The sequence below is a fragment of the Paenibacillus sp. J31P13 genome, from assembly GCF_056269295.1.
In genome coordinates this window covers 144,059-160,428 of the sequence record NZ_JBWDNR010000010.1, presented here as the reverse complement: position 1 = coordinate 160,428, position 16,370 = coordinate 144,059, and the positions used below count along the sequence as shown (strand labels likewise).

Sequence of the window (16,370 nt, the reverse complement as noted above, 5' to 3'; positions counted from 1 at the left end):
GAAGCGCCCTGTTGACCAAAAAATATTGGTCGATACGGGCGGTTTTTTTGATAAATAGATGGTGTATCACTCACTTTAGAATTTGTATTTGTTTTAGAATGAATGGAGCTTTTGCTTTCAAAGGATGGCTTCCACCGTTTGTCATTGATATAATAGAAAGAATGCAAGTGAACGGAAAGGAAGCGGGTGAATGTCTGAAATGCGCCTCGAAGAAAAACTGCATGCTGCACTCGAACAGCAGTTGAATAATCATGTCGAGACTACAATTGTTAAGCGCGGCTGGAAATACTATGAAGAAGGCCTTGTAAATAGTGCGAATGCCGGAAGTCATGATAATCTTTATGGTGTCGTTCAAGGATCGGACCTCTATGCCGTAATCCTTGATGCTGGACATTTACGATACAGCTCATGCACCTGTCCCTATAGTGGATTTTGCAAGCATATGGCTGCCGTTTATTTTCAATATTGCAGTCAGCAGGAGGGTGGCCATGGACTGGCTGAACGCTCCTATTTTAAACTACTCGGACTTTCAGCAGCGAGCAGCTTGCTTAAAAATAAGATAGAGCAGCCCGTACCAGTAGCTGCACCGACTGATCCAGGAGGAAGCGGAACAGCTGAGGAATGGATGGAATGGATGGAGGCTGCGCATGGCGACATATGGCGTAAATGTCGTCATTCTCTTCATTCTCTTCAGCCCGTATTATCTTCTCTCAAGGGCTTGTCCAAGGATTGGGATAAACGGAAGCAGCGGCTGCACTGGTCTACAGCGATTATCTTTGTATTAGAACAAGCGGAGCACGCTATTACGACTGTTGATTCCTTCAGCAGATATTATCATGAAATGTCCTTCCTTCGCATGGCTGAGCCATGGGTAGATCATTTGTTCACATTAGTGTCAGAGCTAGTGCCGGAAGAGATGGAAGCCGATGAGGAGATATGGGCGGATTTTTTAATTGCGCATGTAAAAAAACGTGCATCGACTCTTGAACAGCAGCTGTTTGATTGGGGAAATATCTATTTAGTGCTTTGTGAGAAATTCTCGGCAAATCGCAAATGGTTTGAGCGTGAGCTCAGCTCAATGCTGGATCTTGTCCATCATGATGAAGCTGGGGATGTAAATAAAGATTTTCTGCACAGCGCGATTGGGATCATGTATTTTTTTGATCAGCAAGATAAGCTAGCGATCGAGCACTTTGCACAATCGAGCTTTGAACGATCACAGAAGATCATGTATCCATGTGCAGCAGAACGGATTGAACAGCAGAAATGGGAGCTTGTTGAGCAATGGATGAGTTTCTTATTCGAACGTGTTAATAAAGTGAAAAACAATCGTACGGTGGGTCCTTTCGTTACCTTATGCCGCAGAGCGGATCAGGATCGCCCGGATTTGCCGATTTGGACAGAATATATGACGCAATTACTGCCTCATTCCTATTCAGAATTATCTGATCATTGGTTGAATCAGAAGCGCTATGAGGAGTGGGCAGATCTTCAATTGCTTATTGGCTCTAAGCCGGAGGATGCAGGAGCGAATGCACTGCGTGAGATCGCCAAGCAGGCGCCGCATGTTTTGCTGCCAATCTATCATCAATCGGTTGATGCATGGATTCAAACGCGAAATCGACAAGGTTACCGGATGGCGGTTAAGCAGCTTAAGAAGCTGGAGAAATTATATAAGGCTGACAAGGATGTTGCAAGATGGGACTTCTATATAGCAGGGCTTGTTCGTAAATATCAACGTCTAAGAGCCTTTCAGGAAGAACTGTGGAAAGGGAAAATTGTAACATGAAAACATACAGGGGCACGCGCAAAATAGTCATAGACGGATTTTGGAATGAGGATGAAGAAGGTTCTTCCATTCTGTTAAGCGCGGTCGATCGTAAGGATGCGGCAGACGGACGGCTGCGCTCACTCTTGTTTGCGTGGCATAAAGCATCTTGGTACGGCGCTGAAATAGAAGAGCAGAGCGTGGGTGAACGCAAGCTTCTTAAAGTACCGCCTTTGCTTGCTATTGATTATTTAACTTCTCCGATGCAAGTACGTTTGCTTCAGCTTGAATGGACCGATCGCTTAGGCACCTTGATGGAAATGGCAGAGCAAATAAGAACCGCTTTATTAAATGGCTGGTTTATTCCTGATTGGGAGCATTGGAGTGAGGAACGACGCAGCTGGAAAATGGCAATTCCAGAGGAAGAGTCGGAGAAGATTGAAACTTGGAAGAAAACAGCAGCAGAAGCTCTACGAAATGGTGACAAAGGAATTCAAAACTGGCTTAGCTGTGCAGTTGATGAAATGATCGAACAAAATGATGAAGCTGCACAGGCTTGGCGCGATGTTGGAACAGCTTCTGGAGAAGCGGTTTTGCAAAGAAAATCCGCAGACGAAGAGGATTGGATGATCGCGATTGGTTTGAGTAAGGATACATTTCCGTTTCGAGTTGCGCTTCAGCTAGTTGAGCCAAATGAATCACATGGTTGGATTTTGCGTCCAGCATTGCAGGATCGCGAAGGCGGACCATGGCTTCCAATACAACATAATGAATGGCAAAATATTTGGGAGTCTGCCATTGATGATCAGCGATCCATTCCAACAGAATGGTATCCTTTCCTTGATGAAAAACTGGCGAAGGAGCAAGCGAAATGGACGGCTACACTGCCTGAGTGGGAAGACTCATTCAGAGAAGGAACATTGCGAGACCAGCTTTCAGATAATGAGGCATGGCAATTCCTTGAGAAAACAAGCGTCCGATTGCTGGAGGCGGGATGTCCAGTGCTGCTTCCTAGCTGGTGGGAGGCTGTTCGAACACGCAAGCTGCGTTTGAAGGCGAAGATGAAATCATCAGTGGGCTCTGCTGCTCAGCCGATGTTCGGTTTGGATCAAATCGTACAATTTGATTGGAAGCTTGCGCTTGGTGATGTGGACCTGTCTGAGGCTGAATTTCTTCATCTTGCAGAACAGAATCGGCGACTTTTCAATATAGGCGGCGAATGGGTTCATCTAGATCCGCAAGACGTTACGCAAATTAAGCAGTGGCTGAAACGCATGGGGAAACGTAAAGGCTTGTCCTTCCGAGATGTGCTCGAAATGCATCTGCGCGGAGGCACACCGATTGAAGAAGACAGTGATTTGGAATCAGATTTGCAGGCTGAGGTGGAGCTGAACGAGCATCTAACAAGTTGGCTGGAACAGCTTCAGCAAACTTCGCAAATTCCACTCGTCGAAGTGCCTGAACAATTCCTTGGCGACCTACGCCCCTATCAGCATGAAGGCGTATCATGGCTCCTATTTCTAAGAAGATTTGGACTAGGCGGCGTATTGGCAGATGATATGGGACTGGGCAAAACTATTCAATTTATGGCTTACCTTGTATATGTTAAGGAAAGAATGATTGATGAGAGAGGTCCTTCCCTTCTTATATGTCCGACTTCTGTTATCGGGAACTGGGAGAAGGAGCTGGAGAAATTCGCACCTTCACTTCGTATTATGCTGCATTATGGCAATAAGCGAGATAAGGGAGAAACTCTGCAAGAGGCTGTTCAAGGCGCAGATTTGGTTATTACCTCATACTCTATTGCGCAGCTGGATGAAGAGGATTTAAGCGCCATTGAGTGGGATGCACTCTGTCTGGATGAGGCGCAAAATATAAAAAACGTATACACAAAACAGTCTATAGCTATCCGTCGGTTGCCGGCCCAGCATCGTATTGCTTTGACAGGAACACCGATGGAGAACCGTTTGACGGAGCTGTGGTCCATCTATGATTTCATTAATCCAGGATATTTAGGCAATATGAACGAGTTCCGCAAAGATATCGTAACCCCGATCGAGCGAACACGTGATGAGAAACTGATAGCGGGTCTTCAGCGATGGGTTAAACCGTTTATGCTGCGGCGAATTAAGAAGGATCCGTCCATTCAGCTTTCTTTGCCTGATAAGCATGAATCCAAAACATATATGACTTTAACGGCCGAGCAGGGAGCCATGTACGAAAATTTAGTTGCAGATCTGCTCGAAAATCTCGACAAGCTGGGTCCGATGCAGCGTAGAGGACTGATTCTTGCAGCATTAACAAAGCTGAAGCAATTATGCGATCATCCATCTCTGTTAGCGAGTGAAGAGAAACCAGACTTATGGGATTTTGAACGTTCCAATAAAGTGGCTCGCTTATTAGAAATGTGTGAAGAAATAGCTGCGGAAGGCGAACGCTGCCTCATTTTCACCCAGTATATTGATATGGGGCATCAACTGCAAAAGCTGCTGGAAGAGAGATTGGGTCTGCCTGTACCTTATTTGCATGGCGGTGTTCCTAAAGCAAAGCGTGATGAGATGATTGAAAATTTCCAAAATGCAGAGGTGCCATGCTGCGCATTTGTATTATCGCTAAAAGCTGGCGGAACAGGTCTTAACCTGACGGCAGCTAACCATGTCTTTCACTTTGACCGCTGGTGGAATCCGGCGGTTGAGAACCAAGCTACAGACCGAGCATTCCGAATTGGACAGACAAAGAAAGTACAGGTGCATAAATTTATTACACTTGGTACTCTTGAAGAGAAGATCGATGAGATGATTGATCGGAAGCAATCACTGAACGATCAAGTTGTTGGTCAATCAGAGCAATGGATAACTGAAATGTCTACAGATGATCTGAGGGAGCTCTTCGCTTTACGGAAAAGCTGGTTGAAGGGATGATTGAAATGACAGATGGCAGTTTGCGTGCTAAACAGGAAAAGCTGCAGCTTGAAGAGATGGAGAAACATGCATTGCAAAAAAGCTTGCAGCCTGATGAAGCGCAGATCGTACCAAATGCTAAGCTAAACAATGCTAACGAGGAATGGCGACGTTTTTATGAAGTTGTTCATAACATCGTGAAAGATATGCGCAGTTAATATTCATTTAAGCTTATAGCCTGCCGGGCAAAGTAATCCGGCGGGCTATAAGAGTATATTTTTCCAGAAAAAAGAGAATTGTCTCCCTAACTTATTCGTATTTCGACCTCCTTTTTAGGGTACATAACCGACTATAATAAAGGTGCAAGGCAAACACGCAAAATTATTAACGAGGAGGTCCCTAATGAAAAAGCGCTTTACACTAATTGCCACCTCATTAGTATCGATCATGCTCGTTGCAACGGCATGCGGCACGAATGGAAACGTAGGAAAAGATACGAACAATCATTCAAATAAGCCTCAAGAGGCTGAGGATATTACCTTGTCACTCCGACACACGCAAATCAAAGAAACGAGCAGAACTCGTTTGAAAATTATTGAAGATGTTGTTGAAAAAACACAGAAAGAGAACGAAGGGCTTACCTTTAAGTTAGAAGGAATTGATGAAATTGTTAACCGCGATCAGAAGCTGAAGGCTGAAATGGCAGCCGGCAATCCTCCCGATATATTCGAAGTATTTGGTGGAGCTGATCTTAAACTGTATGTAAAAGCAAATCGCATGCTGGACTTGACAGATATCATTGATGAGCTTGGATTTAGGGATAAGTTCTTAAGCTTGGATGAATTCACGATAGATGACAGGGTTTATGGCCTTCCAATCGGCGGCTATAGCGAAGCGATCTTTTATAATAAAAAGATTTTTGCTGATTTAGGGTTGGAAATTCCTACAACATGGAATCAACTGCTTGATGTATGTGCAAAAATTAAAGAGGCGGGCATCACGCCATTCGGTCTGGCAGCCAAGGACGGTTGGGTCGCCGGCATGTTGTGGAATACCGTTATGGAGCGCAACGTTGGCATTGAGGCGATCGATCAATTATTAACAGGTGAGGCGAAATGGACCGATGATAACTTTGTGAAAGGCTTTACTTCCTATGCTGAGCTTGTGAATAAGGATTATTTTACAAAGGGTTCTCTTGGCATTGAGGCCGGTGACCAAGGCGCACTATTAGTTTCCGGCAAAGCCGCTATGGTTTTTACAGGATCGTGGGACTCCAACCTATTCTCTAGTGAAGACGCCGGTGCTCTGAAAGGTCAGATAGGATTTTTTGCTTTCCCGTCCATTAATGGCGGTGCTGGTGATCAAACTTCGATCAATGCTTCTTATTCCAATGGTTTTGGCTTCTCAGCAAACCTATCGGAAGATCAAATATTTCTAGTTAAGAAATTCATTTCAAATTTTTATACGGAAGAGGTTCAAAAGCGTACACTTACTGAAGATAAATTGCTGCCTTCCATGAAGATTACTGACTTATCTGATGTAGATCCGTTGATTGCTGAAGTTTTAACAGTCACGACTAACGCTTCAAGCTCATGGAGAGCTTATGACGCCATCCTTCAACCAGCAGTAGGATCTGATATTAACATTGGCATACAAGAACTTATCGGAAAAGTAAGTACGCCAAAAGAGGTTGCTGAAAAAATCCAGGCTTCTCAGGAGAGAGCAAACTCTTCCAAATAGTATATCGGATTCTCTCCAAACACTACCTGCTGGCCACTATTCACAGGATCTCAGTAGGAAGCGTGCAAGGCTAAAAGAAGAAGGAGCCCACTTAGATGAACTTAAGACCAAAATTGATGCTTGCTTTCATATTGCTTATCATCATCCCGATGATTGGTCTAGGCATCTTCTCTTTTCTTAATTCTGAGAGACTGCTAGAGAAAAAATATAGTGAGCAAACCGAGATTTCCCTGCGGGCGGTTGGAGGCAACATTCGTTATTTTTTTCGTGAACTGGATCAACTCTCCGACGGTAATCTAACGAGCTCAGAGGTTCAGGATACGCTCAAATACAGCAGCGTGAAGTCAAATGATGCAAGCTCTCTTATCGCGATCAGTCAAGCAGAGAAAGAAATGAAACGGATATTATTCCAGCATCCAGCTGTCAGCTTTGTTGTGCTGTATGCGAAGGATGGGACGATGTTCCGCTCGTTCCGCAATGATCCCATTACATTCAAGCCTATATCGTATGAATTATTGGAGCGAAATGACCTTTATAAAGAAGTCAAAAAGCTAGGCGGACGACCGCTTTGGATCGGACCATATGAGCAGCGCGAGCTTACGGGTGTTGATCCTCCATTATTTACTCAAATGCGCGTCGTGAAGGATATCGAGACGTTTAATGATCTCGGCGTTATGATTACGCAGTACAAAACAGAAGAGATTTCCAGCATGCTCAAAGCCTTTCAAAATCCGCAAGCTGATGTTGTTGAGACAAGATACCTCATCGTCAATAAAGCGGGCCTTATTATGCTGGACAGCCAAAGTGAATTTGATGGCCACAACATTAATGAACAGACGGAATCCATGCCTCAACTAACGAGCAATTATATGAGTTCTAGAGTGAAGTTTGATAATGTAGACAGTCTAGTCTCCTCTTATCAACTGGATCGCAATGAATGGACTCTTATTTCGGTAAAACCATGGGATTCTCTGACGAATGAAAATGTCCGGTTCGTACAGTGGATTGGTATGATTACCATTCTTGGATTGCTGTCCGCTGTGTTGTTCAACGTGTTTTTTGTGAACAGAGTAGCTAAATCCATTATTAAAGTTGTGCGAAAAATGAGACTAGTTGAGCAAGGGCTGCTCGACATTAGGGTAACCGCTCAAGGTAAAGATGAAACGGTACTGCTCGCCAATAGCTTCAATAGTATGGTTGAGCGGATAGGCAATTTGTTAAGCGAGGTGCGCCAAGAGCAAGCACGCAAGCAGCATGCTGAAATGATGCTGATGCAGGCACAGATAAAGCCGCATTTTTTATTTAATACGCTAGAATCCATTAATGCATTGGCTGCACAAAATGAAGGTGCGAAAATTATGCTTATGGTGCGCCGATTAAGTAATTTGCTGCGAACGACGATGCATCACTCGGAAGAAATAAGAATACAGCAAGAAATTGAACATGTTCGCAGTTATTTAGAAATTCAAAAATACAGGTTTGAAGAGCTATTCTCCTATGAGCTCAATGTTCCAGATGAGGCGCTTGATTATACGATATTAAAGCTAACGCTTCAGCCTCTCATAGAGAACAGCATACAGCATGGCTTTGACGGCTATGAGGATGGGCAGGGTGTCATTTCAATTAATGTTACGGTTGAGCTGCATCAAATCGTCATTATGGTTTGTGATAATGGCTTAGGCATGAGCTCAAAAGTATTAAATGAACTATCTGCCGGCTCCAATCCTTCGAGCAAGAAACCGGACGTTGCTGAGATGGGGGAAAGAAGGGGCTTAGGATTGCGAAATGTAGCGGATCGTTTGCGAATTCATTATGGTCAGGCATATGGCATGTGGATTTGCAGTCAGGAGGGCAGTGGCACAATTATTCGCTGTGTAATTCCGAAGAGCAGAGGTGAAGGTCTATGACGGGTAGAGTGCTTCTAGTTGATGATGAGTCACATATTACAAGAAATCTAGAGAAGGTTATTCCCTGGGAAATGCTCGGATTGACCGTCGGCGGCACAGCCAAAAATGGCGTTGAGGCATTGGAGCTTATGGAGCTGGAAAGCTATGATTTATTGCTCTGTGACATTCGAATGCCAGTGATGGACGGATTGGAGCTCGTTCGTCATATTCGTGAAAAAGAGATGCCATGTGAAATTATTATGCTCACCGGATATCAGGATTTTGCTTATACGCGAACAGCTATACAATTCGGAGTTAATGATTATATACTGAAACCAATTCCTTATGATGAGCTGACGGGCGTAATTGCTAGAATTATGACTAGTCAACGCAACAAGCAGAAACAGCTGCAAGAGGAGAAGCAAAAGCTAGACCGAATGATTGATCTGGCAAGCGAGAAAATCTTATATGACATTATTATGGACTACACCGACGTTACAGCGGACAATTGGCTTCTTACAGGAGACGAACAGCAGCTAAAGCAGCAACAGTTCATATTAATTGTACTCGATCTTGATGTGAGCTCGGAGACATCAAAGGACTGGCGTGATTGGTCGGATAAGGAGCGGAAGCTATGGAACTTTGCCGTATGTAATGTGCTTCGAGAGAAGCTGCAGCAAAAAGAGCTGCATCATGCCGTCATTCAAATTCGTGACGGTGAGTGGTGCGTGCTCATCGAGATGGAGAAGACGGCCGCCTTCGAGCTATCGCTTGTCAGTGAATGGGCGGATATGCTGCTGAAGGCTATCAAAAGCCATGTAAAGCTCTCCCTTTTTGCTGGTATCTACCATGAGTTTGCAGCTGTTGCTGATTTGTCTAATGCTTATAAGATCGTCCAGCAAGGGATGCAGCTAACGCCGGTTCATGATGTTATCGCTATTTATCCATCGCAAGGGCAAAAATCATCGCAAGCGGATCAAACGTTCTGGGATACAGCTGAAAAGCTTATCGGAGCAGTAAAACGCGGTGATATTGCTGGCGTAGATAATGAGCTCCAAAGCATTACAGAACTATTACAGCAAATGAATGAGCCATCGCTTAATCGAGTCAAACCATTATTGCATTTCTTTGTTCTGCATCTCATGCGGGAAATGAAAGAAATGGCGGTTTTCACTCGTGAGCAAGAGGATAGTCTATGGCGCAGATTGGACCGCCGCTTTGGAATCAAAGATTTACTGTCCGTCATTCATCAGGTAACGAACGCGGTATCCGAGAGATCGATGGATAAGAAAAAACAGTCCGAGCGATCGATGACTGAAGCTAGGGCATTTCTGGATCGCAATCTGTATCGTGATCTTAGTGTGGAGGAGACGGCAACTCATGTTGGTCTCAGCAATTCTTATTTTAGTCTTTTGTTTAAGCAAACGTTTGGAGAAACGTTCATTGAATACGTAACGCGGCAACGAATGGAACGTGCTAAGACGTTGCTTGCAGAAACACCAAAGAGCGTTGCTCAAATAGCAAAGGAAGTCGGCTATGCGGAACGGCGATATTTCACAAAAGTATTTATGAAATATACGGGTGAGAATCCAACCGACTTTCGAAGTAAATGGCAAGAGAATGTACAAAATGATGAGGATCTGACTGAGTCTACTGAGGCTTAGAATTTTGAAGGGATGGGAAAAAATTGACACTACACGGTGAATGGCAAAACTGGAGCTTAAAGAAGAAGATTGGACAATTATTCGTATTCGGATTTCATGGCTCTGAGCCAACGAATCAAATGAAACAGTTAATTGAAGCGAATGGTATTGGCGGAACGATCTATTTTACACGTAATGTGGTCGATGCGAAGCAGGTACATAAGCTAAGCTGCGAGCTTCAGGACATTGCGAAAAAAGCAGGACAGCCTCCTCTCTTTGTTGCTATTGATCAAGAGGGCGGAATGGTCGCGAGATTAGTCGACGGCGTTACGCTGATGCCGGGCAATATGGCGCTTGGTGCTGCTGGTCTTGCAGAGGGTGCAAGAGAAACGGCTCGTATTTGCGGAGAAGAATTGCGCCAACTGGGCATTACGATGAACTATGCGCCGTGTATTGATGTTAATAATAATCCTGATAACCCTGTCATTAATGTTCGCTCATACAGTGATCGGTCCGATGTAGTAGCTGAGCTGGGCGCTGCGGCAGTTGTTGGTTACCAATCTGCACGTGTTGCAGCAACCGTTAAGCATTTCCCAGGACATGGTGATACGGCGGTAGATTCGCATCATGCATTGCCAATTCTGCTTCATGGTCGTGAGAGACTGGATGCCATTGAGCTCAAGCCATTCCGTGCAGCAATCGAGGCAGGTACGGACTGCATAATGACCGCGCATGTTTGCTTGCCGGCGCTTGATCCTTCAGGCGTACCATCGACTTTGTCGGAGCCGGTTATTACGGGCTTGCTGCGCAATGAGCTTGGTTACGAAGGAATCGTTGTAACCGATTGTCTAGAGATGGATGCGATCGACAAAAACTATGGTCCAGAGCGGGGTTCTATTTTGGCGCTTCAAGCAGGTGCTGATATGGTTCTTATCAGTCATACGTTTGAGAAGCAATGGGCTGCTTTAGAAGCAGTTGCATTAGCTGTTGAGAACGGTGAGCTTGCAGAAGCTCGTATCAATGAAGCGCTTGATCGCGTAATGACACTAAAAGAGAAACTTCAGCTTGATGAGCCTTTACAGCCTTGGGATAAGGTTGAATCGGCAATCGGTACGGAACAGAATAGTGCAGTTGCGAGAAAATGGAGCGAGGCTTCGGTAACGCTAGTGAAAAACGAAGGCGGTTTGCTCCCATTGAGCCGCAGCGAAAGAACGCTGGTGCTTTGGCCGGATATCGTACCTGTATCCGTTGCCGATGAAATGCTTTCGGGAGACGGATCATTAGGCTATTTCCTTAGTCAATTTGGTGCGAATGTAGTAGAGCGTCAGATGAATGAAGCGAATCCTTTGGCAGACTTGGAGAGCTTCGCTCAAATCGTCGTTGTTACCTATGATGCTTCCAAGCATGTGCTGGAGCGTGATATTGCACGCGAGGTTGTAAGGCTTGCCCCGGAACGCACGATTGCTGTATCCGTCCGGAATCCGCTTGATCTAATGCTTTATCCAGAGGTCAAAACGTATATTGCCGTATATGAGTGCAGACCGTTAGCGCTTGCTGCCGCTGCGAGAACCTTGCTCGGAGACCTGCAGCCGAAAGGCAAGCTGCCGCTGGAGATTTCACCTGCATATCCGTTTGGTTGGAATGCGGTCATTAACTAGTAAAAAAGATTTTCATTAGACTACCGTTTGATGGACTTTTCCATATTATTCCTAAAATAAAGAGAAGACCGCGAGCTTAGCTCGCGGTCTTCAGACTGTCGTGAAAGCCACGACAACCTAGCTTGGAGCCCGGTTTCAGCGAAAGCAAAGCAAATAGAGCTAATTTCTAGCTCTAATTGACTCCATATGGTTAGTTTGATCAGAATAGAGCTAGTTTTTAGCTCTATTCTCTCGATTGAGGCAACTAATAGCCCAGTTTCAGCGAAAGCATAGTAAATAGAGCTAATATCTAGCTCTAATTGACTCCATATGGTTAGTTTGACCAGAATAGAGCTAATTTTTAGCTCTATTCAATCGATTGAGACAGCTAAGAGCTTGGTTTCAGCGAAAGCAAAGTAAATAGAGCTAATATCTAGCTCTAATTGACTCAATATGGTTAGTTTGACCAGAATAGAGCTAGTTTCTAGCTCTCAGATTGAATAGAAGCCCCACGTTTTGAAAAAACGGGGGGCTTCTATTCAATTGGAAGACCGTGAGCTTAGCTCGCGGTCTTATTTTATTGCATGGATGATAGCGGATATCATATACGTTCCTGCTTCCATACCTACTTCTATCTCAACTACATCAACCAATTAAATTAGAGTAGGTTAGATCATGCAAAATATAAGCTAGAAAGAAAATGACGCAGGGGTTCTCATAGCTGTGCTGAATCTTTACAAGCTGCTTGTAATAGGTTTCCGCATAATGAGGATTATTGCGCATCTCTAGGCTTGCCTTTATTAATGCATCAAGCTTATCTGCGATATCGACCATTTCACCGATATAATCATCGGATTTGCTATGGGCAATGAATGTGATCATATCCTCATGAAAAAGAACAGGAAGCTTGCTAATCATATATTGAGCTGTTTCCCGCTCATATTGCTGGAAGGCATCCTTGATGCCTGCATTATTATGTTTAAAGTTCGAAACGACGTCACCGGACAGCGCCTCTGGCAAGTCATGAAGCGTTGCCTTCGCAAGCAACGTATAGAGATCAATACTCTTATTGCCGAAGCGTTCCATTTCCAGCAATCCATTAAATAAAGCGAGCGAAGCGACTCGGAAAGAATGCGTCGCATCGTTATCTGGAACGAGGTTATAGCTGCCGTTCCATCTTTTTACGGTATCCAAGTTTACGATGTATTGTACGAAGTCATACAAGCCCTCTTGTTTATCATATTCATTCACAAGCCAGCGGATAGAGTCAAGCTCCGACTGTAGGAGAGCTTGCTTGAGCTCCTTATGCTTGGCGTGAAAGAAAGGGTTGGTGTCGTACAATGATTCACGATGGCAATACAGATACGCATCAAGTGTATCTATTGCATCAACTAAACGTCCGATATGTGTATCATCCTGTGCGTTTACGATAAAGTCATATGCCTGAGGCTGCAGCGATTTTGAGAGAAAGGATACAATTTCCTTGCTTAGTTCAGTTTCAAAGTCTCTAATATGATTCATGACGAGCGATTCTTTTTTGGTGACATGCTTAATGGAGCCTGTTCCGGTGTTATTCAAATCACCCCAAAGACATCTAGCCAGCAGCTTTAATTTGTCTAGCGGCTGATGATATATTTTCTCCTCGATAATGCCGATCATAATAGATAAAGCGGCGCATCTGAAGCTGTGAGAAGATGCATTATCCTCGAACCGTGGAGCATATTCACTCCATCTGGGCACATATTGCATGCGAATAATCGTATTTGTAAACTTACCGTTCTTCATATTATCGACTCCTTAGCTCACTTTATGGAAATTGTTTCCGTTCATCATCAGGCTGTCTATGCTATTATAAAACTTATGTACAAAATCGCCTAGAGCAAGTAAAAGAGGGGAACGGAATGCGTCAATTAGGCTTGGCCTTTAATTCATACTTCGAAAAATGGATGTTTATTATAATTCCAAGCTCTTTGGTGCTTGGATTTGTTTTTGCTGAGCAGCTGCAGCCTTATATCAGCTCTGTTCCTTATTTATTTGCTTATGTAACGTTGACGATGGCAATTGGTTGCGGCTTATCGCAGCTAAAGGAGGTCATGCGCAAACCGGGCATAATGCTGCTAACCTTCGTGATCGCCCATGTACTGTCACCATTGGTTGCCTTTGGTCTTGGAACACTCGTATTTGGAGCGGATTCTCCTTATGTGGTGGGACTCGTACTGTTTACAATTATTCCACTGGGTGTATCAACCGTGTTATGGGTCGGTATGTCGGGCGGGAGCATACCGCTTATGCTCGCGATGGTCGTGCTTGATTCTGCGTTGAGTCCACTTGTTGTGCCAGCTGGCATTCATTTATTTTTTAATTCCGAGGTTGAGATGGAAGCTTGGCCAATCATTGCAGATCTGCTTGTCATTATCGTACTGCCTACCGTTATTGGTGTTGTGCTGCATGAGATGAGCCGCGGACGCATCCAAGAGCGAGTAAAGCCATATGCTGCTCCGATATCTAAACTTTGCTTTGTAGCGGTTGTTTCCTTAAACGCTTCAGCTATTGCGCCTCACTTGGATCAATTAAAGGAGGATATGGTGCTGCTAGTGCCGCTTGTCATCGTTTTGGTTGGTCTATGCTATGCTTTTGGCTATATCGGTACATCACGATTGCGCAAAGAACAGCAAATAACGGTGTCGTATGCAACAGGCATGCGCAATATTTCGCTAGGGATTGTACTGGCGCTCGGCTACTTCAGCCCATTAGCAGCCGTTCCGGTCGTTTTGTCGATACTTGTTCAGCAGCCTCTTGCAACGGTTCATCATTATTTTTTACAAAAACTTAACAAAAACAAAGCTGGCGAAACAGCATCGCCGCGTGTACCATAAATCTATTAGGAACGAAGACAGAGCGCAGCTGTTAACGCTTGTTGAAACGAGGAGGAATTGCGGGATGAACAGCTTTCGCACCAGGCTGACCTTGATTATGATCGGGATGATCGCATTGTCGGTTATCGCTGCAGGAATATTCATGGCCAAAACATTCAAAGATAATCATATAAAAGCGCTCGAAGACAATATGGTACGAGAGATGAGAATTATTTCTGCAAAAATGGATTGGAAGTCAGGTGATATATCTTCGCTCTATGTCCATTATCAGAAGGAAGCCAATGAATACAAAGGATATACAGGCGCTCGGGTTACCTTCATACGCAATGATGGGGTTGTGCTTGGCGATTCCGATGTGTCTGCTCAAGAGATGGGCAACCATCTTAATCGGATAGAGGTAAAGGAAGCACTTAAATCCGGCACAGGAAAAGCGATTCGATCCAGTGAAACGGTTAGACATAATATGATTTATGTGGCGATTCCTGTAGATGTGATCCCAAATCAAGCTCCTTATGTATTAAGGCTTGCCATGAGCTTGCAGGAGGTAGATGCGAGCATTCGTCAATTATCGATGATGCTTATTATCGGTTTGTTGATTCTATTCCTTGTTGCTGCAATTATCAGCTATCGTATTGCACTGGGCTTAACACGTCCTTTGGAGCAAATTACGAAGGTCGCGAAGCGCATCAAAAATATGGACTATAAGGCGCGAGTCAACATACAAAAAAATGATGAGATTGGCGAACTAGGCAATGCAATCAATGCGATGGCAGATAGCTTGCAGGTTCAAATGACGCGCATTCAGCAAAATGAAAATCAGCTTGAAAGCGTACTGGATAATATGATTAATGGAATCGTCATGATTGATAGCAGCGGAAAAATAGTTCTAATGAACAGACGCGCGGAAGAAGTATTGGGCATTTCAACGAAAGATCTGGTTGGTCGTCATTATGCGGAAGCAAAGCAGCAGTATGAGCTGTCGCAAATGATTCAAGAAGGGTTGAAAAGCAAGCAGCATCTACGCGAGGAGATTACGTTCTATTTCCCAGAAGAGAGATTGCTTGAGCTTAACTTGGTGCCTATTTATCGTGAAGGAAATGTATTTTCTGGTGTATTGCTTGTTCTACAGGACGTTTCAGCCATAAGAAGGCTGGAGAGAATGCGGAGCGAATTTGTTGCTAACGTATCCCATGAGCTGAAGACGCCAATTACCGCAGTTAAGGGCTTTGCAGAGACGCTGCTGGGCGGTGCGGTTAAGGATGAAGAAACAACGAGATCATTCCTGCAAATCATATTTGATGAGAGTGAAAGGCTTAACCGTTTAATTGGGGACATCTTGGAGCTTTCCAAAATAGAGTCACGCCGCGTGCCGCTTATTTTTTCTCCAATAGAAGTGGATACTTTTATATCAAAGTCGGTTAAATTAGTTGAATCAGAAGCCGCTCGCAAGCATATTGAGCTGAGCATGAGTATTGAACCAGGCTTATATGCAGAGGCCGATGAGGATCGTTTACGGCAAATTATTATGAATTTACTCTCAAACGGCATCAATTATACACCGGATGGCGGTAAGGTGTCGGTAACGGTTGAAAGCAAAGGTGAAGATCATATCCGCATTACCATCAGCGATTCAGGAATTGGTATTCCGAAGAAGGATTTACCGCGAATCTTTGAACGTTTCTATCGTGTGGATAAAGCTAGATCACGCAGTTCAGGCGGTACAGGGCTCGGCTTATCCATCGTTAAGCATCTAGTTGAGCTGCATAAAGGGACGATCTCGGTAACGAGCACGGTTGGGGAAGGCTCGACCTTTATCATTGAGCTTCCTGTGCTGCAATAGAAAAAAAGATTTACCTATTCTTCATGAAACCATGATAAAATAGGTGTAATTGTTCAAATATGCAGATGCGGTGCTTCGGC

Annotated in this window: 10 protein-coding genes; 9 read left to right on the top strand and 1 reads right to left on the bottom strand. The window is 44.3% G+C overall.

The features are described 5' to 3' along the window. Window positions 1-190 precede the first annotated feature (190 nt). The 7 genes from AC0YOD_RS24850 to AC0YOD_RS24820 all read left to right on the top strand — a co-directional run bounded on the left by AC0YOD_RS24850 (window position 191) and on the right by AC0YOD_RS24820 (window position 11,595). The gene (locus tag AC0YOD_RS24850) at window positions 191-1,789 is read left to right on the top strand and encodes an SWIM zinc finger family protein (protein ID WP_475802021.1); all 1,599 of its coding nucleotides are present in this window, start codon (window positions 191-193) and stop codon (window positions 1,787-1,789) included. Continuing rightward, window positions 1,786-4,689 (top strand): DEAD/DEAH box helicase, encoded by a 2,904-nt coding sequence (locus AC0YOD_RS24845; protein WP_475802020.1) that lies wholly within the window; start codon window positions 1,786-1,788, stop codon window positions 4,687-4,689. Before AC0YOD_RS24850 ends, AC0YOD_RS24845 begins: the two co-directional genes overlap by 4 nt. After that, the gene (locus AC0YOD_RS24840; protein ID WP_475802019.1) at window positions 4,686-4,886 is read left to right on the top strand and encodes a hypothetical protein; all 201 of its coding nucleotides are present in this window, start codon (window positions 4,686-4,688) and stop codon (window positions 4,884-4,886) included. The genes AC0YOD_RS24845 and AC0YOD_RS24840 overlap by 4 nt, the downstream gene beginning before the upstream one ends. 184 nt (window positions 4,887-5,070) lie before the next feature. After that, a complete protein-coding gene (locus AC0YOD_RS24835) occupies window positions 5,071-6,408 on the top strand; it encodes an extracellular solute-binding protein (protein ID WP_475802018.1) in 1,338 nt (445 codons plus the stop codon). Between the two features lie 95 nt (window positions 6,409-6,503). Beyond that, window positions 6,504-8,315: a cache domain-containing sensor histidine kinase gene (locus AC0YOD_RS24830; protein ID WP_475802017.1), complete on the top strand. Its 1,812-nt coding sequence runs from the start codon at window positions 6,504-6,506 to the stop codon at window positions 8,313-8,315. After that, window positions 8,312-9,958 carry a response regulator transcription factor gene (locus AC0YOD_RS24825; RefSeq protein ID WP_475802016.1) on the top strand — a complete coding sequence of 549 codons (1,647 nt, stop codon included), beginning with the start codon at window positions 8,312-8,314 and terminating at the stop codon, window positions 9,956-9,958. The genes AC0YOD_RS24830 and AC0YOD_RS24825 overlap by 4 nt, the downstream gene beginning before the upstream one ends. A gap of 23 nt (window positions 9,959-9,981) precedes the next feature. After that, window positions 9,982-11,595: a glycoside hydrolase family 3 protein gene (locus tag AC0YOD_RS24820; protein ID WP_475802015.1), complete on the top strand. Its 1,614-nt coding sequence runs from the start codon at window positions 9,982-9,984 to the stop codon at window positions 11,593-11,595. Between the two features lie 624 nt (window positions 11,596-12,219). Here AC0YOD_RS24820 and AC0YOD_RS24815 read toward each other — a convergent pair. Continuing rightward, window positions 12,220-13,359: a YfbR-like 5'-deoxynucleotidase gene (locus AC0YOD_RS24815; RefSeq protein WP_475802014.1), complete on the bottom strand. Its 1,140-nt coding sequence runs from the start codon at window positions 13,357-13,359 to the stop codon at window positions 12,220-12,222. A 116-nt stretch (window positions 13,360-13,475) separates the two neighbouring features. On the opposite strand from AC0YOD_RS24815, the gene AC0YOD_RS24810 reads away from it, so the two are divergent. Further along, window positions 13,476-14,450, top strand: coding sequence for a bile acid:sodium symporter family protein (locus AC0YOD_RS24810; protein ID WP_475802013.1), 975 nt, complete (start codon window positions 13,476-13,478; stop codon window positions 14,448-14,450). A 64-nt stretch (window positions 14,451-14,514) separates the two neighbouring features. Continuing rightward, a complete protein-coding gene (gene pnpS, locus AC0YOD_RS24805) occupies window positions 14,515-16,290 on the top strand; it encodes a two-component system histidine kinase PnpS (RefSeq protein WP_475802012.1) in 1,776 nt (591 codons plus the stop codon). Window positions 16,291-16,370 lie beyond the last annotated feature (80 nt).